Annotated in this window: 20 protein-coding genes and 2 tRNA genes; 16 read left to right on the forward strand and 6 right to left on the reverse strand. The window is 57.5% G+C overall.

Translation table 11 applies throughout. The features are described from left to right. Positions 1 to 4 precede the first annotated feature (4 nt). The 6 genes from cheZ (at position 5) to mtfA (ending at position 6,216) form a co-directional block, all read left to right on the forward strand. Entirely contained in the window at positions 5 to 643 is a 639-nt protein-coding gene (cheZ, locus tag APU11_RS03235) for a protein phosphatase CheZ (protein ID WP_038420056.1), read from the forward strand. Between the two features lie 18 nt (positions 644 to 661). Further along, positions 662 to 1,807, forward strand: coding sequence for a flagellar biosynthesis protein FlhB (gene flhB / locus APU11_RS03240; protein ID WP_038420058.1), 1,146 nt, complete (start codon positions 662 to 664; stop codon positions 1,805 to 1,807). After that, complete coding sequence (gene flhA / locus APU11_RS03245) at positions 1,807 to 3,900, forward strand: flagellar biosynthesis protein FlhA (protein WP_045903253.1); 2,094 nt, start codon at positions 1,807 to 1,809, stop codon at positions 3,898 to 3,900. Before flhB ends, flhA begins: the two co-directional genes overlap by 1 nt. After that, entirely contained in the window at positions 3,897 to 4,304 is a 408-nt protein-coding gene (locus tag APU11_RS03250) for a flagellar protein FlhE (RefSeq protein ID WP_058650982.1), read from the forward strand. The genes flhA and APU11_RS03250 overlap by 4 nt, the downstream gene beginning before the upstream one ends. Positions 4,305 to 4,647: 343 nt before the next feature. Continuing rightward, positions 4,648 to 5,190: a chorismate mutase gene (locus APU11_RS03255; RefSeq protein WP_058650983.1), complete on the forward strand. Its 543-nt coding sequence runs from the start codon at positions 4,648 to 4,650 to the stop codon at positions 5,188 to 5,190. A gap of 228 nt (positions 5,191 to 5,418) precedes the next feature. Next, positions 5,419 to 6,216, forward strand: coding sequence for a DgsA anti-repressor MtfA (mtfA, locus tag APU11_RS03260; RefSeq protein ID WP_048971594.1), 798 nt, complete (start codon positions 5,419 to 5,421; stop codon positions 6,214 to 6,216). Here mtfA and APU11_RS03265 read toward each other — a convergent pair. Next, positions 6,213 to 7,424 carry an MFS transporter gene (locus tag APU11_RS03265; RefSeq protein ID WP_058650984.1) on the reverse strand — a complete coding sequence of 404 codons (1,212 nt, stop codon included), beginning with the start codon at positions 7,422 to 7,424 and terminating at the stop codon, positions 6,213 to 6,215. The genes mtfA and APU11_RS03265 overlap by 4 nt on opposite strands. Before the next feature lie 138 nt (positions 7,425 to 7,562). Here APU11_RS03265 and APU11_RS03270 point away from each other — a divergent pair, with 138 nt between their 5' ends. The 6 genes from APU11_RS03270 to APU11_RS03295 all read left to right on the forward strand — a co-directional run bounded on the left by APU11_RS03270 (position 7,563) and on the right by APU11_RS03295 (position 15,773). Then, the gene (locus APU11_RS03270; RefSeq protein WP_058650985.1) at positions 7,563 to 9,305 is read left to right on the forward strand and encodes an IucA/IucC family protein; all 1,743 of its coding nucleotides are present in this window, start codon (positions 7,563 to 7,565) and stop codon (positions 9,303 to 9,305) included. Beyond that, positions 9,305 to 10,252 carry a GNAT family N-acetyltransferase gene (locus tag APU11_RS03275; protein WP_023620165.1) on the forward strand — a complete coding sequence of 316 codons (948 nt, stop codon included), beginning with the start codon at positions 9,305 to 9,307 and terminating at the stop codon, positions 10,250 to 10,252. The genes APU11_RS03270 and APU11_RS03275 overlap by 1 nt, the downstream gene beginning before the upstream one ends. Continuing rightward, the gene (gene iucC, locus APU11_RS03280; RefSeq protein WP_072200355.1) at positions 10,249 to 11,991 is read left to right on the forward strand and encodes an IucA/IucC family siderophore biosynthesis protein; all 1,743 of its coding nucleotides are present in this window, start codon (positions 10,249 to 10,251) and stop codon (positions 11,989 to 11,991) included. The genes APU11_RS03275 and iucC overlap by 4 nt, the downstream gene beginning before the upstream one ends. Next, complete coding sequence (locus tag APU11_RS03285) at positions 11,988 to 13,313, forward strand: SidA/IucD/PvdA family monooxygenase (RefSeq protein WP_040019891.1); 1,326 nt, start codon at positions 11,988 to 11,990, stop codon at positions 13,311 to 13,313. The genes iucC and APU11_RS03285 overlap by 4 nt, the downstream gene beginning before the upstream one ends. A 26-nt stretch (positions 13,314 to 13,339) precedes the next feature. Then, complete coding sequence (locus tag APU11_RS03290; RefSeq protein ID WP_013097826.1) at positions 13,340 to 15,529, forward strand: TonB-dependent siderophore receptor; 2,190 nt, start codon at positions 13,340 to 13,342, stop codon at positions 15,527 to 15,529. Between the two features lie 168 nt (positions 15,530 to 15,697). Then, a tRNA-Asn gene (locus tag APU11_RS03295) sits at positions 15,698 to 15,773 on the forward strand. Positions 15,774 to 15,964: 191 nt separating this feature from the next. Here APU11_RS03295 and APU11_RS03300 read toward each other — a convergent pair. Beyond that, on the reverse strand, positions 15,965 to 16,354 hold the full coding sequence (locus tag APU11_RS03300) for a RidA family protein (protein WP_013097827.1): 390 nt from the start codon (positions 16,352 to 16,354) through the stop codon (positions 15,965 to 15,967). A 141-nt stretch (positions 16,355 to 16,495) separates the two neighbouring features. On the opposite strand from APU11_RS03300, the gene APU11_RS03305 reads away from it, so the two are divergent. Beyond that, on the forward strand, positions 16,496 to 17,425 hold the full coding sequence (locus APU11_RS03305) for a LysR family transcriptional regulator (RefSeq protein ID WP_038979634.1): 930 nt from the start codon (positions 16,496 to 16,498) through the stop codon (positions 17,423 to 17,425). A gap of 129 nt (positions 17,426 to 17,554) precedes the next feature. Here APU11_RS03305 and APU11_RS03310 read toward each other — a convergent pair whose 3' ends face one another. Continuing rightward, positions 17,555 to 18,448: a LysR substrate-binding domain-containing protein gene (locus APU11_RS03310; protein WP_038979632.1), complete on the reverse strand. Its 894-nt coding sequence runs from the start codon at positions 18,446 to 18,448 to the stop codon at positions 17,555 to 17,557. A 169-nt stretch (positions 18,449 to 18,617) separates the two neighbouring features. On the opposite strand from APU11_RS03310, the gene APU11_RS03315 reads away from it, so the two are divergent. Beyond that, positions 18,618 to 19,226: a glutathione S-transferase family protein gene (locus APU11_RS03315; protein WP_038979630.1), complete on the forward strand. Its 609-nt coding sequence runs from the start codon at positions 18,618 to 18,620 to the stop codon at positions 19,224 to 19,226. 43 nt (positions 19,227 to 19,269) lie between these two features. On the opposite strand, the gene cbl is transcribed toward APU11_RS03315, so the two are convergent. Together cbl and nac are read right to left on the reverse strand one after the other, a co-directional pair. Continuing rightward, positions 19,270 to 20,220, reverse strand: coding sequence for an HTH-type transcriptional regulator Cbl (cbl, locus tag APU11_RS03320; protein WP_013097829.1), 951 nt, complete (start codon positions 20,218 to 20,220; stop codon positions 19,270 to 19,272). Positions 20,221 to 20,316: 96 nt separating this feature from the next. Further along, positions 20,317 to 21,234 (reverse strand): nitrogen assimilation transcriptional regulator NAC, encoded by a 918-nt coding sequence (nac, locus tag APU11_RS03325; RefSeq protein WP_010432103.1) that lies wholly within the window; start codon positions 21,232 to 21,234, stop codon positions 20,317 to 20,319. A gap of 320 nt (positions 21,235 to 21,554) precedes the next feature. Here nac and APU11_RS03330 point away from each other — a divergent pair. Continuing rightward, a tRNA-Asn gene (locus APU11_RS03330) sits at positions 21,555 to 21,630 on the forward strand. 85 nt (positions 21,631 to 21,715) lie between these two features. On the opposite strand, the gene ldtA is transcribed toward APU11_RS03330, so the two are convergent. After that, positions 21,716 to 22,651, reverse strand: coding sequence for a L,D-transpeptidase (ldtA, locus tag APU11_RS03335; protein WP_058650986.1), 936 nt, complete (start codon positions 22,649 to 22,651; stop codon positions 21,716 to 21,718). Positions 22,652 to 22,843: 192 nt separating this feature from the next. Here ldtA and shiA point away from each other — a divergent pair, with 192 nt between their 5' ends. Beyond that, positions 22,844 to 24,157: a shikimate transporter gene (shiA, locus tag APU11_RS03340; protein WP_045292636.1), complete on the forward strand. Its 1,314-nt coding sequence runs from the start codon at positions 22,844 to 22,846 to the stop codon at positions 24,155 to 24,157. Positions 24,158 to 24,201 lie beyond the last annotated feature (44 nt).

Consider the following 24,201-nt stretch of genomic DNA (forward strand, 5'->3'; position numbering starts at 1 on the left):
GCTTATGAACTCCCCGTTAAATATGCAGGCGGATAACGCCACAGAGATTTTTGTTCGCATCGGACAACTGACCCGTCTGCTGCGCGACAGCATGGCCAACCTCGGTCTGGAACAGGCGATTATGGAAGTCGCCGACGCTTTTCCGAACACCCGCGACCGCCTGAACTATGTGGTCGGCAAGACCTCACAGGCCGCCGATCGGGCGCTGACCAGCGTGGAAGTGGCGCGCCCTCTGCAGGAAGGGCTGAGCGAGAACGCCACTGCGCTGAGCGCGCGCTGGGATGCCTGGTTTGAAAACCCGCAGCCGCTGGAGGATGCCCGCGAGCTGGTCAAAGCCACCCGCGCCTTCCTGCACGACGTGCCGGAGAAGACCCAGCAAACCAACCGCCAGCTGACCGAAATCATGATGGCGCAGGACTTCCAGGATCTCACCGGTCAGGTGCTGCAAAGCCTGATGCATGTGATTGAGACCGTTGAGAAAGAGCTTATCAGCGTGCTGGTGGAAAACATGAACGAGCGCGACGCCAGCGCCGCCACCGGTGACGCGCATCTGAAGAACGGTCCGCAGATCGATACCCGCGCCGAAGGCATTGTGGCCTCTCAGGAGCAGGTGGACGACCTGCTGGAGTCACTCGGCTTCTAATCCCGCCGGGCAAACGTCATGTCAGAACAAAACGACAGCGAAAAAACAGAAGACCCCACACCCCACCGAAAGCAAAAAGCGCGCGAAGAGGGACAGGTTCCCCGATCGCGCGAGCTGACGAGCGTCCTGATGCTGCTGGCAGGCTGGGGGTTACTGCTGGTGGCGGGCGGCTGGCTGGCAAAACAGCTGCAGCATCTGCTGCATAACGGCTTAACGTTTGACCGGCTGTTAGTCAGCGATCCGCAGCAGATGCTGCATCACGCCGGATCGCTGCTAGGAATGGCGTTTATGGCGCTGCTGCCGTTCGTCGGTGGCCTGTTTCTGACCGCCGTCGCCACGCCGTCGCTGATTGGCGGCCTGAATATGAGCGCTAAGGCTCTCAAATTTAACGTCAAAAAACTCAATCCGATCAGCGGCATCAAACGCCTGTTTTCCGGGCAGATGGTGTCGGAAATGGTGAAAAGCATTCTGAAGGTAACGCTTGCGGGCATCGGCGGCGGGCTGTTTTTGTGGTTCAACAAAGGGAAGTTTATCAGCCTGATGTATGAACCGCTGCGCATGGCGCTGGGTGATATCAGCGCCCTGCTGATGGGCTGCATGCTGGTCATTATTTTATCGCTGATCCCGATGGTGGCGTTCGACGTGGTTTACCAGCTCTGGAGCAACTTCAAAAAGCTGCGCATGAGCCTGAAAGAAATCAAAGACGAATTCAAAAATCAGGAAGGCGACCCGCTGATTAAAAGTAAGGTTCGCCAGTTGCAGCGTCAGATGGCGCAGCAGCGAATGATGAGCGACGTCCCCACCGCTGACGTGGTGGTGAATAACCCGACCCACTATTCGGTCGCCCTGAAGTACCAGGAAGGCGCCATGGGCGCGCCGATGGTGGTTGCCAGCGGCAGCGGGCTTATCGCCCTGCGCATCCGCGAACTGGCCGAAGAGAACCGGGTCCCCATGCTTGAGGCGCCGCCGCTGGCGCGCGCCCTGTATCGCCACTGTGACCCCGGCACACCGGTTCCCGCCGAGCTGTACAGCGCGGTGGCGGAAGTGCTGGCCTGGGTTTATGGCCTTAAGCGCTGGCGTAAAGGCTATGGCTTACGTCCGCTGACACCTAAAGATCTTCCCGTTCCGGCGGGGATGGATTTTGCACAAGAGAGTAGAGAGTGATGGCCAATATCGCCACCAAATTACGATTACCCAACATGAAGGAAACCCAGTGGCAGGTACTTGCCGGGCCAGTACTGATCATGACCATCCTCGCGATGATGATCCTGCCGCTGCCGACCTTTGTGCTGGATCTGCTGTTTACCTTCAACATCGTGCTGTCGATCATGATCCTGCTGGTCGCCATGTTTACCCAGAACACGCTGGAGTTCTCGGCGTTCCCGACGGTGCTGCTGTTCTCCACCCTGCTGCGTCTGGCGCTTAACGTCGCCTCAACGCGCGTGATCCTGATGAACGGCCATACCGGTTCGGAAGCCGCGGGTCAGGTGGTGGAGGCCTTCGGCCACTTCCTGGTGGGCGGTAATTTCGCCATTGGTATCATCGTGTTCATCATTCTGATCATCATCAACTTTATGGTGATCACCAAGGGTGCCGGACGTATTGCAGAAGTGGGCGCGCGCTTTTCTCTCGACGGGATGCCGGGTAAGCAGATGGCGATTGACGCCGATCTCAATGCCGGACTGATCGGTGAAGAGGAAGCCAAACGCCGCCGTAAAGAGGTGACGCAGGAGGCGGACTTCTACGGTTCGATGGACGGTGCAAGTAAGTTTGTGCGTGGCGATGCCATCGCCGGGCTGCTGATTATGGCGATCAACATAATTGGTGGCCTGGTGATCGGCGTGATGCAGCACGACATGTCCGTGGGCGTAGCCGGTGAGACCTATACCCTACTGACCATCGGTGATGGTCTGGTGGCGCAGATCCCGGGTCTGGTGATCTCCACCGCGGCCGGTGTGGTGGTGACCCGTGTTGCCAACGATCAGGATGTGGGCGAGCAGATGGTGGGTCAGCTGTTTACCTCTCCGCGCGTAATTGTGCTGGCGGCGGGCGTGATTGGCCTGCTGGGGCTGATCCCCGGCATGCCTAACTTCGTCTTCCTGCTGTTTACCGCCACGCTGCTGGGTGTCGCCTGGTGGCTGCGCGGCCGCGAAGGTGAAGCGAAAAAAACCGGCGGCGCACAGGCGGATGCCGATGCGGCGGACGCTGAGGTGGCGCAGGTGAACGAAGCCTCCTGGTCTGATGTTCAGATGGAAGATACTCTGGGTCTGGAAGTGGGCTATCGCCTGATCCCGATGGTGGATCACGAACAGCAGGGTCAGTTGCTGACCCGCGTACGCGGCATTCGCAAGAAATTTGCCCAGCAGATGGGCTTCCTGCCGCCTGCCGTGCATATTCGTGACAACCTGGATCTGGCGCCAACGCACTATCGCATCCTGCTAAAAGGGGTCACCATTGGTTCCGGGGAAGTGCAGCCGGATCGCTGGATGGCGATCAACCCCGGCTGCGCCGAGGGGGAAGTGCCCGGCACGCCGTGCACCGAGCCCACCTTTGGCCTGCCTGCGCTGTGGATTGACGAAGTCCACCGCGAACTGGCGCAGACGCTGGGCTACACGGTGGTGGATCCGAGTTCAGTGGTGGCAACGCACCTTAACCATCTGATCACCACCCATACCGAGGAGCTGTTTGGTCGTCAGGAGGCGCAGCAGCTGCTCGACCAGATCACCAAACATTCACCGAAACTGGTGGAAGATTTGATCCCGGCGGTCATCAGCCTGACCACGTTGCATAAGGTGCTGCAGAATCTGCTGGCCGAGCGCGTGCCGATCCGCGATATGCGTACCATCATCGATACGCTGGCGGAGTTTGCCACCGCCCAGAGCGACGCTGATGAGCTGACCACCCGCGTACGGGCGCGCCTTTCCCGGGCGATAACCCAGCAGTGGTTCCCGGGCGAGGAGGACATTCAGCTGATTGGGCTGGATCTCTCCCTGGAGCAGTTGTTGATCCAGGCGACCCAGAGCGGCAGCGCGATTGAGCCGGGGATAGCTGAAAACCTGATGAAGCAGACCGAAAAGGCGCTGCAGCATCAGGAAGGTTTAGGCGCACCGCCGGTGCTGCTGGTGAACCCGGCCCTGCGTCTGATGCTGTCGCGCTACCTGCGCCGCATCTTCCCGCAGCTGGCGGTGCTCTCCAGCCAGGAGATCAATACCCAGCGCAACGTGCGGATGACGTATCTGATTGGGGGCAAAGGATGATGAGAGCAGCGCTTGCACTGTTTCTGGTGTCGCCGCTGGCTGTCGCGGCGGACGGTTCCTGGAGCGGAGAGAGCTTTGGCGGTGTAATGACCCGGGGGCAAATGGTACTGAAAAGCAAACCGGTGCAAAGCCCCTCTCCCCTGCCCGCTGGCGTGGTGGCCTCGCGCGTGTACTGGAAGATTCAGACAGACGGCCTGACCCCCGCCGGGTTTCGCATTCGCCTGTGCAGCACCACGCGCTGCCTGACGCTGCCCGGCTTTGCCGGGGAGCTGCCCCTGCCTGCCGGGATGCCGGCTGGCGGGCCGTTTCGTTTTGAGTATTATTCCAGCGCGGGGGGGCGTTTCGACGCACCGCTGCATGTGCTGAGTAATCAGATCACGGTGAGTTATCGCAACCAGGGTTAAGCGTATCCCATACGTTGCCGTCGGTGATTTGCCTGACTCATTTTTATAAATTTTCTTCATTTCCGTCCGAACATAGGGTGGTTATTTTTCATATTATTTCTGAAATGGAGAATAAGATATCGCTCGGTAGCATATTCCAGTCATAGCAATTGGAAATGCGAAATTTGGCAATAAGATTAAAGACATTTGCGCTATCGATGACTTTATTCTTCAGGATTTTTTATTTTCTATCCGTCCCCTGAAATGCTTACAAATATGACCGTTTATTAACGTTATAAACGATTGCCTGTAATAAACAGGCTGCGATAATAGATGCTCAATTCATCTTTGCGGGAGAATAACCGTGCGCTATTTCGCAGTTGTGGTTTCGTCAATTTTAATGTGTGGTTCATCGCTGGCCGCGTCCGTGAATTCGGCAACCCTTCCTGAGCTGGCTGAGGCATTAAATACACGATTCGAGGTGATGAAAGATGTGGCGGGTTATAAGGCGGCGAACCATCTTCCCGTTGAGGATCTTCCGAGAGAAAAAAATGTGCTTCTGAAGGCCCAGAGTGCTGCCCGCGACGTCATGCTGGATCCGCAGAGTATCGATGCGTTTGTCCAGACACAGATGGCCGTCAGTAAAAACATCCAGTACCGCTATCTCGATCGATGGCGTTTGCAGCCTGAAAAAGCGTGGCAGCCCCGCCCGCTGGCAGAAGTAAGAGCACAAATTCTTCAACTGGATAACACCATCCTGAACCTGATTAGCCGGCAAATCATGACCGGTGGCGGATTTGGTGAAGAGCAGGACCGCCAGCTCTCCGGGTTGCTGAACGATAAACAGATCTCAGCGCTGGAGAAGGCGCAACTGATCGACGCGCTCGGGGAAATCAAACGTCGATAAACGCTCTGTATCACCCGTTGTGCCATGTTTTCCGCTGGGGATCGTCTCAATGGGATTTTTGTCACTGAAAGGAAACGGGATAAGTGTTTGAATAATGGCAGAGGGCTGGCCTCTCCTGCCATTCCCACATCTCTACGTTTTATAGTTGCCTTCATGCCGGGTTCTTTGGCATGTTAACGGAACCTGACCTTTCAATTTTGTACACGTGACGAGTTTGCGAGCACAGCGATGATTAAGTGGCCCTGGAAATCAAATGACGCTGGTCAACATGTGGCGCTGCCGTGGGATGACGCGCTGGCGATCCCCGTGCTGGCCAACCTCCAGCCGGATGAACAGTCAAAGCTCATTCAACTGGCGGATCGCTTTTTGCAGCAAAAGCGGCTGGTTCCGCTGCAGGGGTTTGAGCTGGATGCACTTAAAAGCGCGCGTATCGCCCTGCTTTTCTGCCTGCCGGTGCTCGAACTGGGTATCGAGTGGCTGGATGGTTTCCACGAAGTGCTGATCTACCCCGCGCCATTTATCGTTGATGACGAGTGGGAAGATGATATTGGCCTGGTGCATAACCAGCGCGTGGTGCAGTCCGGGCAAAGCTGGCAGCAAGGCCCCATCATCCTCAACTGGCTGGATATTCAGGACTCGTTCGACGCGTCCGGGTTTAACCTGATTGTTCACGAAGTGGCGCATAAGCTTGATACCCGCAACGGCGATCGCGCCAGCGGTGTTCCGCTGATCCCGCTGCGTGAAGTCGCCGGTTGGGAGCACGACCTGCATGCGGCGATGGAAAATATCCAGGATGAGATTGACCTTGTCGGGGAAAGCGCGGCCAGCATTGATGCCTATGCGGCAACCGATCCGGCCGAGTGTTTTGCGGTGCTGTCAGAGTATTTCTTTAGCGCCCCGGAGCTGTTCGCCCCGCGTTTCCCGGCCCTGTGGCAACGTTTTTGTCATTTTTATCAGCAGGATCCCCTGCAGCGTCTGCGCCAGAGTGAGGGTTCCGGCAGCACCGCCTTTCGTCACGTCCACTAGGCCCCTGTTTCTGGGGTACGCTCAACCGACCGTACCCCAAAGCTCAAGGCTAAAAACAGAAGCGCCATTGCCCAGGCGGCCACGATTAAAAACGTTTCACCGAATGTGCGCGTCACCAGCGGCACCAGCAACGCGCTGACGCCGTACCCCAGCGTATGGCTGGTGGCGATTACCCCCGCCCCTTTGCCTGTCGTTAACCTGTCGTTCAGCAGCAGTTGATAGCCGGGCGTTGCCATCGCCGCTCCCAGCGAGGTAATGACGATCCCCACATAGAACAGCGCCACATCCGCGAGACACATCACCCCAAGCCCGACCACCATCAACACCGCTGCCAGGCAAAGTAACGTCATCGGGCGAAAGTGCTGCGGACGCACCACCAGAAACTGGGCAGCGAGCGTTGCCAGCGCGGCCAGGCTCAGCAGCAGCGCGACGTGATGGCTGATTTGCGCCGCATTGCCGTCCAGCAACGGACTGAGATGGGGTGACAGACCCAGCTGCATCAGGCTCACCAGTGCGGCAAGCAACAGCGCCAGCATAAGATAAGGCAGCATTGATGGCTGCAGCCGCGTCGCCTGTTGCGCCACTGGCGGTAAAGGTGGATCGGCCACTTCACGCAGCACCAGCAGCAGGGCGATAAACGGAGCCATAGCCATCAGCCACAGCGGTGCCACCGGGTTAACGCTGAGCATCAGCGCTGCCAGCGGCGGCCCCAGCAGACGCCCGCAGCTGAGGCCCGAGCTTATTGTCGCCAGCGCGGCCATTCTTTTCTCCAGACCCGCACGTTGAATGGCCCATGTCTGGGCCGCCGGCACCAGACCAGAGACCGTCAGGCCGTACAGGGTGCGCGAGAGGATAAGCCCTGCCAGCCCCCAGGCGGCATTGAGCATCCCGTTCGCCATTGCCCAGACCACCAGCGCCATGACGAAGAAACTTGCCAGATAGCCGCTCAGCGAGGCCAGCATCACGCTTTTACAGCCGTGCCGCTCGCTCTGGCGTCCCCACCAGGGCGAAGCCGGTAAAAAGAGCATCGAACCGAACATCAACAGACCCGCCCAAACGGAGAGCGATAGCCCGGTCATCGTGACCAGCTGCGGCAGCATGACCAGCAAACCGTTTTGCCCGATCCCCAGTAAACCGGCACACAACGCCAGGGGCCAGTTCGCTTTCGGGGTGAGATTGTCGGTCAGAGTGTCGGAAAGTGAGCGCATAGAATTGTGAACATAGTGTCAATAAATGTGTGGAAATCATGAAGTTTATGAAAACAAATATTGCAAAAATAGTTGCGACTGTAAACAGAATGAATATCATAACGAGAATTATTATCAGTCATGGAATGAGGTACATCTATGCGTACTCTGCCCCGCTCTGCCGGTACAGACGTTGCGGCCCAGTGTTTTTTAAACGCCCTGTTGCGCGAAACGAAGGACTGGCGCTATCTCCCCGCTACCGCTGCGGATGAGCTATCGCAGATCCATATCCCGCTCTCGCAAACCCAGGCCATCCGGGTTTCAGTACACTATTTCTCCCCAACCCAGCATCATCAGTATCGCTTCCCGGCAACGCTCATCCAGACCGACAGCGACCGTAGTGACGCCGTCAATTTCCCTCAACTGGTTGATTTAATTCTTGAAAAACCTGCTGTAAAAGGCTCACTGGATGCCGATACGCTGGCGCGTTTTAAGCAGCGCGCCCTTGAAAGCCATGCCCATACCTGGCAGGCGATCGACTTGCGTCACCGCTGGGCAAACCTGCGCGATGCGCCGCTGACGTTCGCCGAGGCGGAACAGGCGCTGCTGGTCGGCCACGCATTCCATCCGGCCCCGAAGTCACACGAGCCGTTTAACGAAACCGAAGCCCGCCGCTATTTGCCCGATTTCGCCTCCCGCTTTCCGCTGCGCTGGTTTGCCGTTGAGAGTGAACTGATCGCTGGCGAGAGCCTGAACGTCTCCCTGCGCGAACGTCTGCTGCGCTTCGCAGCCCAGAGCGCCCCTGAACTGCTCGGTCATTTCACCGACACCCGCTGGCTGCTGCCGATGCACCCGTGGCAGGCGGAGTATCTGCTCGGTCAGGACTGGTGCCAGCGACTGGTGGCGAAGGGAGCCTTGCAGGATCTGGGCGAAGCGGGCGCGCAATGGCTGCCCACCAGCTCCTCCCGCTCGCTGTACTGCGAAACCAACAGCGACATGATTAAGTTTTCACTGAGCGTGCGCCTGACCAACTCGGTGCGCACGCTGTCGGTGAAAGAGGTTAAGCGCGGGATGCGTCTGGCGCGTCTGGCGAAAACGGCGCGCTGGCAGGAGCTCCAGGCGCGCTACCCCACTATGCGCGTGATGCAGGAAGACGGCTGGGCGGGTCTGCGTGACGAAAGCGGCGTCATTCAGGAAGAGAGCCTGATGGCGCTGCGCGTGAACCTGCTGTTTGATACGCCGGATACGCAAACCAACGTGCTGGTGAGCCTGACGCAGGCCGCGCCGGACGGTGGTGACAGCCTGCTGGCGGCTGCGGTCCGCCGTCTCAGCCAGCGTCTGGATCTCCCCCTCGCCCAGGCCGCGCGTTGCTGGCTGGACGCCTATTGCGACCGCGTTCTCCTTCCGCTGTTCAGCGCCGAAGCCGATTACGGTCTGGTCCTGCTGGCACATCAGCAAAACATTCTTGTGGAGATGCAGCAGGACTTCCCGGTCGGGCTTATCTACCGTGACTGCCAGGGCAGCGCCTGGACCGAAGGGGCCGACGCGTGGCTGAAAGAGGCAGGTGAAAGCGAGGTGGAAAACCGCTTCGGCGAGAGCCAGCTGCTGCGCTACTTCCCCTATTACCTGCTGCTGAACTCCACACTCGCCGTCACCGCTGCCCTCGCCGCCGCAGGTTTCGACAGCGAAGAGAGTCTGATGTCACGGGTGCGTGACGCGCTGGCCAGCCTGCGCCAGACCGCGAAGCAGACCCGCTGCCTTGACTACGTGCTCGACAGCCCGACCTGGAACTGCAAAGGCAACTTTTTCTGCTACCTGCACGATCGCAACGAAAACACGATTGCCGATCCGGCAGTGATCTATTTCGACTTTAGCAACCCGTTTTACAAGGAGAAGGCGTGATGGCTAACGCGAATATCGTCCATTCCGGCTACGGCTTTCGTTGCACCGCAACGGACACGTCCTTGCCGCTAACCTTAGGCCTCGACGGCAGCGCGGTGCTGGAGCGCCTGCGCGATATCCCGGACGGCTGGCTGGTCGAGGCGCTGGATCAGCTGTTTGTCGCCGCACCGGCACTGACCGGCATCACGCTGCCGTGGGCAGCCTGGCAGGATGAACCGCAGGCGCAGGCGTTATTTGCGCTTGCCAGCGGCGATTATCTGGCCCGTGAGACCTTCTGGCAGCTGCCGCTGTGGCTGCAGGGGGAGCGTCCGCAGGCCAGCGGTGGCATGCAATTCGATGAGAGCCGTCAGCTTTACTTCCCGCAGCGCCCTCACCGTCCGCAAGGGGAAGTTTATCGCCGTTACGATGCGCAAATTAAACGCACCCTGAGCTTCCGCGTGGCCGACGTGGCGCTGGACGGCGAGCGTTTTACCCAGTGGATGAACAACCCGCGCGTTAATGCGTTCTGGGAGATGGCCGGTCCTCAGGAAGAGCAGGAAAACTACCTGCGCCGTCAGCTCGACTCGACGTACTGCTACCCGGTTATCGGCTGCTTTGACGATCAGCCGTTCGGCTATTTTGAACTCTACTGGGCCGCAGAAGACCGTATCGGACGCCACTATCGCTGGCAGCCGTTTGACCGTGGGCTGCATATGCTGGTCGGCGAAGAGAACTGGCGCGGCGCGCAGTATATCCGTAGCTGGCTGCGCGGTCTGAGCCACTATCTGTGGCTGGATGAACCGCGCACGACGCGCATTGTCGCTGAGCCACGTTTCGACAATCAGCGCCTGTTCCGCCATCTGGCTTCCGCCGGTTTTGACACCGTTAAAGAGTTCGACTTCCCGCATAAACGTTCGCGCCTCATCATGAGCGAGCGTCACCGCTTCTTCAGCGAGGTGGGACTGTGAACGCACTCTGGCAAAAAGTGAACCGCGAGATGGTGGCGAAGATCCTCGCCGAGCTGGAATACGAACGTACCCTGAGCGCCGAGCCGCTGGCCGCTGACCGCTGGCAAATCACCATGGGCAGCGAAACATGGCAGTTTCGCGCCACGCGCGGCATCTGGGGCTGGTTACATATCGATCCCGCCAGTCTGACCACCACCAGCGGTGCCGCCGTGGAAGCGGAAAGCGCGTTTTTGCAGCTGGCGACGGTGCTGGAGATGAGCGACGCACAAACGGCAGAGCATCTGGAAGATCTTTACGCCACGCTGCGGGGCGACATGCAGCTGCTGCAGGCGCGAGAGACGCTCGATGCCGACGCGCTTATTCATCTCGACCCGGACGAACTCCAGTGTCTGATGAGCGGCCATCCCAAGTTCATTTTTAACAAAGGACGCCGCGGCTGGGGGCTGGATGCGCTGCGCCAGTACGCGCCGGAATACCGTGGCCGTTTTCGCCTGCACTGGGTTGCCGTGCAGCGCGAGCATCTGGTCTGGAGCAGCGATGTCGATTGCGATATCAACACCCTGCTGGCCAGCACCATGGACAGTGCCGAGCGCGCACGCTTTGACGCCCGCTGGCAGGCGCTGAAGCTTGACGACAGCTGGCTGCCGGTGCCGCTGCACCCGTGGCAGTGGCAGCAAAAAATTGCCGTCCATTTCCTGGCCCAGCTCGCGCGCGGTGAGATGGTAGAGCTGGGGGAATTTGGCGATGAGTATCTGGCCCAACAGTCCCTGCGCACGCTGACCAACGCCAGCCGCCGCGCGCCGTATGACATCAAGCTGCCGCTGACCATCTACAACACCTCCTGCTATCGCGGCATTCCGGGCAAGTACATTGCCGCCGGTCCGCTGGCTTCGCGTTGGTTACAGCAGCAGTTTGCCAGCGACGCCACCCTCACCCGCTCTGGCGCGCAGGTGCTTGGCGAACCCGCCGCCGGATATCTGTCGCATACCGGTTACGCCGCATTACCGAAAGCGCCCTATCGCTATCAGGAGATGCTGGGCGTGATCTGGCGCGAAAACCCGTCCTGCTATCTGCAGGACGGCGAGCAGGCGGTGCTGATGGCGGCGCTGATGGAGACCGACAACGCCGGACGCCCGCTGATTGACGCGTGGATTGCGCATTCGGGATTAACTGCCGAAGCCTGGCTGGAAAAACTGTTCGATGCCACGGTGATCCCGTTCTATCACCTGCTCTGCCGCTACGGCGTGGCGCTCATCGCCCATGGCCAGAACGTAACCCTGGTGATGAAAGACTACGTACCGCAGCGCATTCTGCTGAAGGATTTCCAGGGCGATATGCGGCTGGTTGTTGAAGATTTCCCGCAGGCGGAAAGCCTGCCGCAACAGGTGAAAGCCGTCACGGCGCGCCTGAGCGCGGAGTACATCATCCATGATCTGCAAACCGGCAACTTCGTGACGGTGCTGCGTTTTATCTCGCGTCTCACGCAGCAAAGCGGCGTCAGCGAAACCCGCTTCTACCAGATCCTGGCGCAGGTTTTGCGCCGTTATATGGCCGCGCATCCGGATCTTGCAGAACGTTTCGCGAAATTCGACCTGTTTAAGCCGCAGATCATTCGCGTGATCCTCAACCCGGTCAAACTCACCTTCTCCGAACACGACGGTGGCAGCCGCATGCTGCCGAACTACGTCTGCGATCTCGATAACCCCCTTTTTCTGGTCTCCCAGGAGTCAGCGCAATGAAAACGTATGATTTCATCGGCATTGGTATTGGCCCGTTTAACCTCAGCATCGCTGCCCTTGCAGAGGGACTGGACGGATTCAGTTCACTGTTTCTTGAACGTAAGCCGCATTTCTCCTGGCACCCGGGGATGATGGTGCCGGACTGCCACATGCAAACCAGCTTCCTGAAGGATCTGGTCAGCGCCGTGGAGCCGACCAACCGCCATAGCTTTCTGAACTACCTGGTACAGCGTAAAAAGTTCTACCGTTTTCTGACCACCGAGCAGCGCACCGTCTCCCGCGAGGAGTTTGCTGATTACCTGAGCTGGGCGGCGGATAACCTCACCAACCTCGCCTTCAGTCAGCAGGTACAGCAGGTGAGTTTTGATGAGAAAAAGGGCCTGTTTGAGGTAGTAACCCAGCGCGATCGCTTCCTGGCGCGCCACGTCTGCGTGGGGATTGGTAAACAGATCAACCTCCCCGACTGCGTGACCGCGCAGGATGACAGCTGCTTCCATGCCAGCGAGATGATGCTGCGCACGCCAGATTTGGCGGGCAAACGGGTGACCGTCGTTGGCGGCGGCCAGAGCGGTGCCGATCTGTTTTTGAATATCTTCCGTGGGGAGTGGGGTCAGCCGCTGAGCCTGAACTGGGTGTCGCGCCGCAACAACTACAACGCCCTGGATGAGGCCGCATTTGCCAACGAGTATTTCACGCCGGAGTACGTGGACAGCTTCTCCACACTTGGTGAAGAGGCCCGTCGGCAGATGCTGCACGAGCAGAAGATGACCTCTGACGGTATCACCACCGAGTCTCTGCTGGCAATTTACCGCGCCATGTACCACCGCTTTGAAGTGCTGCGTGAAAAACCCTGGGCGCACCTGATGCCGTCCCGCTCGGTAACCGCACTCACGCGGCTGCAAAACGGGCAACGCCTGACGCTACAGCATCACCTCGACGGTGGCCGTGAACAGCTGGAGAGCGACGTGGTGATCTTTGCCACGGGCTACCGCGCCGCGCAGCCTGCGTTTCTGGCGCCACTCTCCCATCGTCTGCACCTGGATGCCGACGAAGCTTTTCACATCAACAACGATTTCACCCTTGAATGGGACGGCCCGCAGAGCAACCGCCTGTTTGCCGTGAATGCCGGGATGCACCGTCTCGGTATTGCCGAACCCCAGCTCAGCCTGATGGCCTGGCGCGCCGCGCGAATTCTCAATCGCGCGCACGACGACGAGCCGTTTGAGCTGGCTACTACCCCCGGCGTGATCCACTGGCGTAGCACCACCAGCACGGATAACAGCCAGGTTTTTAAATCATTAGCACAGACCACCGAGTACTGACACACACAATCAGGATCAACATAACAATGAAACGTTCTCATCTTTGGGTTTTAAATCCGTGCTTGCTTGCCATGCTTTCGACCTCTGCGTGGGCAGAAGAACAAAAGGAAGAAAATATCGTTGTCTCCGCCAGCCGCGCACACCGCAGCGTGGCGGAGATGGCGCAGACCACCTGGGTTATCGAGCGTGCGGAAATTGAGCAGCAGGTTCAGGGCGGGAAAGAGATTAAAGACGTGCTGGCGCAGCTGATCCCGGGCATGGACGTCAGCAGCCAGGGGCGCACCAACTACGGTATGAACCTGCGCGGCCGTTCAATGATGGTGATGGTGGACGGCGTGCGTCTGAACTCCTCCCGCAGCGACAGCCGTCAGCTTGACTCTATCGATCCGTTCAACATCGACCGTATCGAAGTGATTTCCGGCGCTACTTCACTGTACGGCGGCGGCAGTACCGGCGGCCTGGTGAACATAGTCACCAAAAAAGGTCAGCCGGAGACGGAAGTCGAATTCCAGACCGGGGCAAAAAGCGGATTTAACAGCCACAACGACCACGATGAGAACGTGTCGGCGGCGGTCAGCGGCGGTAATGATAATGCGTCTGGTCGCCTGTCCGTTTCTTATCAGCGTTACGGCGGCTGGTATGACGGCAACGGCGACGAGGTGATTATCGATAACACCCAGACCGGCTTACAGTATTCTGACCGCATTGATGTGATGGGCACTGGCACCATCAATATTGACGATCATCAGCAGTTGCAGTTAACCACCCAGTACTACAAGAGCGAATCTGATGGCAAACACGGCCTGTACCTCGGGAAGAACTTCTCGGCGGTTACGGGTGATGCCACCGCGTATAACAAAAACAACCTGGATTCTGACCGTATTCCCGGTACCGAGCGCCATCTGATTAACCTGCAGTACTCTAATACCGATTTCTGGGGCCAGGACCTGGTCGCGCAGATCTACTATCGTGACGAGAGCCTGACCTACTACCCGTTCCCGACCCTGAGCAAAGGGACGGTGACCAGCATCGGTGCCTCCCAGCAGAAAACCGATTTTTACGGCGGCAAGCTGACGCTGAACAGCAAGCCGGTGGATGATTTGACGCTCACCTGGGGTGTGGACGCCGACCATGAAACCTTCGATGCCAACCAGCAGTTCTTCGACCTGAGTAAAGCGGCAGCGAGCGGCGGCATGAAGCTGGACAATGCGTACAACGTGGGGCGTTATCCGGGTTACAGCATTACCAACCTCGCCCCGTTCCTGCAGGCGAGCTACGACATTGACGCCATCACCCTGAGCGGCGGCGTGCGTTACCAGTACACTGAAAACAAGGTGGATGATTTTGTTGGCTACGCCCAGCAGCAGGCCATCGCCACCGGGAAAGCCACCTCAGCAGACGCGGTGCCGGGCGGGAAGACCGATTACAACAACTTCCTGTTTAACGCCGGGATCCTTGGCCGCCTGACCGAACAGCAGCAGCTGTGGTTTAACTTCTCTCAGGGCTTTGAAATTCCGGACCTGGCGAAGTACTACGGCTCCGGCACCTATCAGCTTGTCGACGGGCACTATCGCCTGCTGAATAGCGTGAACGTTAACGACTCGACGCTGGACGGCATTAAAGTTAACGCTTACGAGCTGGGCTGGCGCTACACCGGCGATAACCTGCGCACGCAGGTTGCCGCGTACTACTCGCTCTCGGATAAAACCATCACCATCAACAAAACCGATATGACCATCAACCTTGAAGACGACAAGCGTCGTATCTACGGGGTGGAAGGTCAGGTGGACTATTTCTTCACCGACAGCGACTGGAGCACCGGCGCGAACTTTAACGCCATTAAGTCTGAAACCCGTGAAAACGGTAAATGGGAGAAGCTGACGGTAGACAGCGCCAGCCCGTCGAAAGCCAGCGCCTGGGTCAATTGGGCGCCGGGCGACTGGACCCTGCGCGTGCAGAGTACCCAGACCTTTGACGTCTCTGATGCCGACGGTAAGAAGATCGATGGCTATAACACGGTAGATTTCCTGGGCAGCTACGCCCTGCCGGTGGGTAAAGTGAGCTTCAGCGTGGAAAACGTGCTGGACAAAGACTACACCACCGCCTGGGGACAGCGCGCACCGGGGCTGTATAGCCCAACGTATGGCGCACCGGGTCTGTATACCTATAAAGGCCGTGGCCGCACGTTTGGTCTGAACTACTCCGTGCTGTTCTAAACAACTGCGCCGCCTGCCCGCGGGCGGCGCATCCTGCTGTGTAATTTCACCGCAAATTTGCTATAAAATCAGCGATTTGCTGAAATTGTCGGCAAACGATCAAAAAGGGTGTTTTCACCCTTTGACAAGGCGAACCGAGGTCGCTACTATGCGCCTCGTTCACACGATTCCTCTGTAGTTCAGTCGGTAGAACGGCGGACTGTTAATCCGTATGTCACTGGTTCGAGTCCAGTCAGAGGAGCCAAATTTGAAAAGCCTGCTTTTAAAGCAGGCTTTTTACTTTTGTGCGTTCTGGAAAACTGCCGGGTGGCGGCTTCGCCTTACCCAGCCTACGGGACTGTAGGCCCGGTAAGCGCAGCGCCACCGGGCAATAATCCCCTGCTTTCATCATTTTTCCTCTGTCTTGACTTTCGACTGGCGGAAAGTCCCTAACGCTCAGGGCAGCCTGGCAATCACCTTAATCTCAAACTGGAATCCGTACAGCCATGTCACGCCGATCCCGGTCAACGTTGGGTAAGGCGCTTCCCCCCAATATTCTGGCAGGATACTCCAGATAGCGTCGAGGTTTGACTCGGGATCGACGACAAAAAGGGTAACGTCAACCACGTCATCGAACGTGCAGCCCGCAGCCGCGAGGACAGCATTAAGATTATTGAATGCCAGCCTGACCTGCGCTTTCAGATCGGGCTCAGGCGAACCATCCTCACGGCTACCAACCTGCCCCGAAACAAACAGGAAACCGTTAGATTTGATGGCCGGTGAATAGCGATTGCGCTCATAGAGCGCCTGGCGTCCTGAGGGAAAAACTGCTTCGCGTGCTGTCATATTTACACCTTTGCAATGGGGCGAAATCTGCCCAATGAGCTTAAAGACACTTTACAGGTGCAGGATCGGGCGGATAAACAAGCGACTTTGTCCATCATTGTTTGTAATATCCAAACAATCGGTGAAAAGAGAGGATAAGGAATGGATCGTTTCGATGCGATGCGCGCCTTTGCTCGCGTGGTAGAGGCAGGTAGCTTCACAAAGGCTGCCCAAACGCTTCATATGAGCAAAACCACGGTGACGCAGCTTATTCAGCAGCTGGAAGCGCGCCTGCGCGTCAGATTGCTCCATCGCACCACCCGCAAACTCAGCGTCACTCCCGATGGCGCGGTCTACTACGAACGCGTCATCCGCCTGCTGGCGGACATGGAAGATGCTGAAAACAGTCTGTCCAGTGCGGCAATTACGCCCAGGGGACGGCTACGGGTGGATGTGCCCAGTCCGCTGGCCCGCCTCATCCTGGTGCCGGCGCTACCGGCTTTCCACGCACGCTACCCTGACATTCAGTTCAACATGGGTGTGAGCGACCGGGTGGTGGACCTGATTGGCGACAACGTGGATTGCGTGCTGCGCGGCGGCGAGATCACCGATCAGTCCCTGATTGCACGCCATGTCGGAGATTTGCAAATCGGCGTCTACGCCGCCCCCAATTATCTGGAACGCCTTGGCCCCCCTTCGCACCCGCGAGAGCTGGAAAACACCGACCATCGCATCGTAGGGTTCTTGTCCTCACGCACCGGTAAGATTGATCCTCTGGTACTGCGCAGTGAGAGTGAACGTATTGAAATCACGGGCAGCTATGTACTGGCCGTGGATGATGGCAATGCTTACCTCGAAGCCGGGTTAGCGGGATTAGGAGTGATCGCACTGCCAGTCTATATGGCGGCAGCGCATCAGGCTCGTGGTGCCCTGATTCCGCTTTTTGAACACTGGCGTATTGCTCCAATGCCCCTGTACCTGGCGTTTCCGCCGAACCGCCATGTCAACGCCAGACTGCGCGTTTTTATAGACTGGATCGTTGAATTGATACAGCAGCATGTCCCCAACGCCAACATAGCCGTAAAGCTATAGCAGCGATTATCCTGAGAGAACGTGTATGATCCATGTGTTGTTATGTGAAAGCTGAAGACATGCAGGAGTATTTCGGTGAATCCTCCGTCAGGCATTCACCGTATTGCGGGCAGTATTGTAAAAAAGAGTTCAGGACTCCGTGAGCTGACGCCAGGCCGCCACTTCCTCATCAAGCCACTCGACAAAGAGAGCCACCTCCGGCTTCGCCTCCGTTAACTGCGATGCCACCAGCCAGTAAGGCCAGGGATACGGCGCAGTGAAAGGGGTAAGCTGGACCAGTTCTCCCCGGGTGATGGCATCCTGAACCAGAGAACGGCGCTCCAGCGCAATGCCTTTCCCGAGTCGGACAGCCTCAAGGATGATATTGGAGTCGTTAATACATAAACCACCAGGCACGATCTCTTTCTCAAGCCCCGCATTCACGCACCACGTTTTCCACGACTCCATGGAAAAAATAATATGACTCTTTGCAATCTCAGTCGGCGTAGTGGGCAGCACACCGTCGTTATAGCCAGGTGCGGCCACCACAATGAGTTCATCGGAAAAAAGAAAATGGCTGTTACTCCCTTCCCATTTTCCCCTCCCCATCCGTATGGCGATGTCTATCCCCTCCTGCTGCAGGCTGGTGACTGTCAGGCTGGCCTGGATCCGCAGCGTGATAAGTGGATATTTCGCCCGAAAGCGTTCCAGACGCGGCATTAACCAGTGGCATCCAAAAGACGGCACCATTGCCAGCGTCAGCTCCTGCTTTCTCGGCTTCACCTGCACGAGCCGGGTAGCATCTGCGATATGGTTCAGCGCCTCGCGTACCTGTATGGCATAGAGCCGCCCTTCTTCGTTGATCTGCACCCCTCGCCCGTTCCGGATAAAGAGCTTAACGCCCACCATCTCCTCCAGCACTTTAATCTGCTGGCTGATAGCGGAATGGGTAACGTGGAGTTCTTTCGCCGCCTGCGTCACGCTGCCAAGACGGGCGACGGCTTCAAAGCTTCGCAAACTGGCGATAGGTGGAAAATCAGACATGAAAACTCCCTGAACCAAACACAATATAAAAAAGGCGGCCTGGCGATATGTCAGTAATACTAACTCTGGCGGTAAGATATTGAAGATATTCGTCATGACGAATGTATCGTAATGTCTGTTCAGAAGCTTCAATAGCGTGTCATTTCACAGCGACAGGAAAACGGAGATTATGATTAAGCTTATTGGCATGTTGGATTCACCTTATGTACGCCGCGTGGCGGTCTCCCTGGAACTTTATGGCGTTGCGTTTGAAAGCCAGCCGCTGTCGGTATTCAGCACATTTGAAGAATTTTCCCGGTTCAACCCTGCGGTAAAAGCGCCAACGCTGGTTCTGGATAATGGAACGCGTCTGATGGACTCATCGCTGATACTTAATTATTTTGAGGCTCAGGCCGCCCCCGAGCGAAGACTCCTGCCCGTCGCGCCGGATGCACTGGCAAACGATCTTCAGACGCTGGGCTTTATCCTCGCCGCCGCTGAGAAAGCCGTGCAAAATGTGTATGAACACCACCAGCGGCCGCTGGAGAAACAGCACGCTTCATGGATCGAACGCATTACAATCCAGCTTCTGGCGGCCTGCAGGGAATGGAATACCTTGCTGGAGAAGCGCCCGACCACCACAGTTCCCGATCAGGTTGCCGTCACCAGTACGGTGGTCTGGACGTTTATTCAGTCGATGATCCCACACGTTGTCAACGCAGCAGATTTCAGGAATATTCAGGCGATTGCCGACACCTTCGAATCGCAGTCGGTCTTTAAAAAATATCATTTCAACTAAGCAATGAGCCCGGTCAGCGCAGCGCTACCGGGCAAGCCAGCAGCTATATCTGATAATCAATCGCCACTTCTTCCGGCTCCATCACCTGGCGTTTGATTTCGTCAACGGACAGCCCGGCGTTGCAGAGCTCGATAAAGCGCCATACGTAGTTGCGCTGTAGCTGCCCGCGCTTGAGGCCGAGCCATACGGTATTGGCATCGAACAGATGACGTGTATCCAGACGCACGAGGTTTCCGGTATCACCCTCGCCACCAGACTGTTCCGCCACCAGGCCAATGCCCAGCCCCAGCTCAACGTAGGTTTTGATCACATCGGAATCCTGTGCGCTCAGTACCACATCCGGCGTTAACCCTTTGCGGTTGAATGCTTCATCGATGCGCGAACGTCCGGTAATACCCTGGCGATACGTAATCAGCGGCCATTTCGCGATCGCTTCCAGCGTTAGGGGTGAAACCTGATTCAACGGATGATCGAGCGGGAGCAACAGGCTGTGGTACCAGCGGAACCAGGGAAAGGCCACCAGCAGCGGGTCGTTGCTCAGGCGTTCACTGGCGATACCAATATCCGCCCCACCGTTTTGCAGCAGCATTTCAATTTCCTGTGGCGTGCCCTGAATAAGCTCCAGGCGAACGTCAGGGAAAATTTCACGAAACGCTTTTATCACCGGCGGCAGGCTGTAACGTGCCTGAGTATGGGTAGTGGCGATGGTGAGCACGCCGGAGGCGTCATTGGTAAAGAGATCCGCCAGGCGACGGACATTGCTGGCCTCGTTGAGGATCCGCTCAGCGATGGTCAGCAACGCTTTACCTGGCTCCGTCATGCCAAGCAGGCGCTTGCCGCGACGGATAAAAATCTCAATGCCAAGCTCCTCTTCCAGCTCGCGAATATGGCGGCTGACACCCGACTGGGAGGTGTAAAGCATATTGGCGACTTCGGTCAGGTTATAGTCCCGCCTGGCCGCCTCACGGATAATTTTAAGTTGCTGGAAATTCACGATTCACTCCGGCGCATCTGACATAGCTCTATTGTTAGAGTCAGCTGAGCTGCAGAACAAATAATAAAAACCAGCATCTTATGCTTTTCTGGAATATTAACTCACGAGCTGCAGTTCACGATTCTCCAGCGATGGCTTACTCACCAGCGACATTAAAATTTCTTTCACCGCCTGCGCCTGTGGCGACAGCGAGCCACGGGCGGACATGTTCAGCGACAGCGGTAAACTCATTGATGGCGTGGTGATGCGCGCCATCCAGCCATTTGCTGCGCTGCACAGCGAGCGGGCGGCGGATTCCGGCAGCACCGTGACGCCCATCCCACTGGCGATCGCCGCAGTCAGCGTGGAGATGGAGTCAATTTCACCGATGATTTTCGCCGTCAGGCGGCGCAGGGAGAACGCTTCGTCCACGCGTACGCGCACGGCGCTGTAATCACGCGGCAGGAAAAGATTCATCTCTGCAACCGCAGTGAGGTCAACGCTCTGCCCCGGACAATCGCGGGTGCCCACGAGATACAGATCTTCTTTCAGCAGCGGCTGGCTGGTGATCCCCGCAACCGGGGAGCGATCGTAAAGCACCGCCATATCCAGCTGGCCGTTGAGCAGCTTGTCATTCAGGACAGAGCCGCTGTTCTCGTGCAGATAGACCAGCACTTCCGGCAGCTCAGCGCGCACCGCCTGCAGCAGTGGCATGGTGATTGAAGACGCTGCGGTCCCCGGTGCCAGCCCGATGGAAACGTGTCCGCTCAGCGTCTGGCCAACATTATTTACCGCCAGCTGCGCCTGTTCGCACTGACGAAGAATGGTGCGCGCGTGGGTATACAGGATCTTGCCTGCTTCTGTTGGGGTCACGCCGCGTTTGGTGCGGATCAACAGCTGCTGATCCATTTCGCCTTCCAGAGTAGCCACCTGCTGGCTCAGCGCAGGCTGCGCGATATGCAGCACTTCCGCCGCTTGAGTCAGGCTGCCGATATCGACGATTTTTACGAAGTATTTCAGTCGTCTTAAGTTCATTTTGCCCCCTGTTCGAAATGCTGTGCCGGTACTGGCTGTTGTTGTTGAACAGGTTTTGCAATATGAATGCCAGTTTTACCAGCAGGTCTGATTTGTTCGCTAAGCGCCTGAAAATAAGGAAACCTAATCATAGACGCCGGATTTATTACTGAAACAGCGGTTTATGATCTGCCCCATAAGAGGTATATCCGCACCACAACGGTGCATTACGTTGGCAAAATCGCCACTTTGCTGAAATTGTCAGCAAACAGACGCAAAGCGTGGTTTCACCCTTTGACAAGGCGAACCGAGGTCGTTACTATGCGCCCCGTTCACACGATTCCTCTGTAGTTCAGTCGGTAGAACGGCGGACTGTTAATCCGTATGTCACTGGTTCGAGTCCAGTCAGAGGAGCCAAATTTGAAAAGCCTGCTTTTAAAGCAGGCTTTTTGCTTTTGTGCGTTCTGGAAAACTGCCGGATGGCGGCTTCGCCTTACCCGGCCTACGGGACTGTAGGCCCGGTAAGCGCAGCGCCACCGGGCAAAGCAAGCTTAACCGGCATCCCGGATCGACGTTCCAGCTCAGCGCCCGCCCCCTCGTTTATTAGCTGTGCCCGCAACGCGGGGGTAATCGGCAGCGGCACTTTATTGGTTGATTCAAATTCTGCGCGGTTGCGCGACAGCGGTTCATGCACTTCCACCCAGCGGCTGCCGTCCGGCTCCGTCGTCACTTTTACAGGCTGATCGATAAGCTGCACGCGCGTGCCTGGCGACACATTGTCGAAAAGGTATTTGATATCGTTATTACGCAGACGAATGCAGCCCTGACTGACGCGCAGGCCGATGCCGAAATTCGAGTTGGTACCGTGAATGGCATAAAGCCTGCCAATATAGAGCGCATACAACCCCATCGGGTTATCCGGCCCGGCGGGAACGAATGCGGGCAACGTTTTCCCCTCTTTTGCATATTCACGCCGGGTGTTTGGCGTGGGCGACCAGGTTGGTCCTTCCTGCTTGCGCTCGACGGCTGTCACCCAGTTGCGTGGCGTTTCGCGCCCGGCCTGGCCAATACCGATGGGAAACACCTCAACGGTATTGCTGCCTGGCGGGTAATAATAAAGGCGCATTTCCGCCACGTTCACTACGATGCCTTTGCGAACCGTATCGGGAAGAATGAGCTGCTGAGGTACCACCAGTCGGGTACCGGATTGCGGTAAAAACGGATCAACACCGGGGTTTGCCTCAAGCATGTTGCTCAGCCCCTGCCCGTGCTGCGCGGCAAACGCTTCAAGCGGCAAGGTATTGTGGTCCGGTACGGCAATCACCTGCGCGCTGCCCACCAGCCGACTCCCGGCGGGCGGTAAAGGATAACTCACCGCCTGGACACTCTGGCTTATGAGCAAGGCAGCCAGACAGCCCAGCACATTTCTACGACGCATATTCCCTTCCTTAGTCGCTTCACTATTTGCTAAGCATAGCGTAGCCGCTTTGCATTACCCATCAGGAAATAAAATCAGTTTCCTCGTGCCGCCCGTCGCGGTAGTCTCATAGATCGCGTCGCTATGACGATGGCTTTGTGAGTAACCTTTTCTTATACCAATAAATAAAAAATCAGTGCAGACAGGACAACTATGGACTCCACCCTCATCTCCACACGTCCCGGCGAGGGGACCCCTTGCCTTAACCGTGCCCGCCGCGCCGCCTTTGGCAGCTTCGCGGGGGCCGTCGTGGACTGGTATGATTTTTTGCTCTACGGCATCACCGCCGCTCTGGTCTTTAACCGCGAATTCTTTCCGCAAATTAGCCCCGCCATGGGCACGCTCGCCGCGTTTGCCACCTTTGGCGTCGGCTTCCTGTTCCGTCCGCTGGGCGGGGTGATCTTCGGCCACTTCGGCGACCGCCTTGGCCGCAAACGCATGCTGATGCTCACCGTCTGGATGATGGGGATCGCCACTGCGCTCATCGGTATTTTGCCGTCGTTTGCCACGATTGGCTGGTGGGCTCCGGTACTGCTGGTCACCCTGCGCGCCATTCAGGGCTTTGCCGTGGGCGGCGAATGGGGCGGCGCGGCGCTGTTATCGGTCGAAAGCGCACCGAAAAATAAGAAAGCGTTCTACAGCAGCGGCGTGCAGGTTGGGTACGGCGTGGGTCTGTTGCTCTCTACCGGGCTGGTATCGCTTATCAGCCACTTCACGACCGATGAGCAGTTTCTGAGCTGGGGCTGGCGCATTCCCTTCATCTTCAGCATCGTGCTGGTTATCGCCGCGCTGTGGATCCGTAACGGAATGGAAGAGTCCGCCGAGTTTGAACAGCAGCGGGAAAAACCCGTTGCCAGAAAACGGCTGCCGGTGATGGAGGCGCTCATTCGTCATCCTGGCGCTTTTCTGAAAATTATCGCCCTGCGCCTGTGCGAGCTGCTGACGATGTATATCGTCACCGCGTTTGCCCTCAACTATTCCACGCAGAACCTCGGCCTCCCCCGTGAGCTGTTCCTGAATATCGGTCTGCTGGTGGGCGGGATCAGCTGTCTGACAATCCCCTGCTTCGCCTGGCTTGCGGATCGGTTTGGCCGCCGCCGCGTCTATATTACCGGTGCGCTGATTGGCTCCCTGAGCGCCTGGCCGTTCTTTATGGCGCTGGAGGCACAGTCGGTCTTCTGGATAGTCTTCTTTGCCATTATGCTCGCCAACATTGCCCATGACATGGTGGTCTGCGTGCAGCAACCGATGTTTACCGAACTGTTCGGCGCAAGCTACCGCTACAGCGGGGCGGGCGTAGGATACCAGGTGGCGAGCGTCGTGGGTGGCGGATTTACACCGTTTATTGCCGCCGCGCTGGTAACGTTCTCCGGCGGAAACTGGCACAGCGTGGCAGGCTACCTGCTGGCAGGCTGCCTGCTGTCGGCCGCCACGGCGCTGGTGATGAAAGAGACACACCATCCCTGATCTCCCTTTTGTTTCACAGGCGTGTGACATACTATCGGGTATAG

It is taken from the genome of Enterobacter sp. 50793107 (assembly GCF_001463365.1).
In the GTDB taxonomy this organism is placed as follows: Bacteria; Pseudomonadota; Gammaproteobacteria; order Enterobacterales; family Enterobacteriaceae; genus Enterobacter; species Enterobacter cloacae.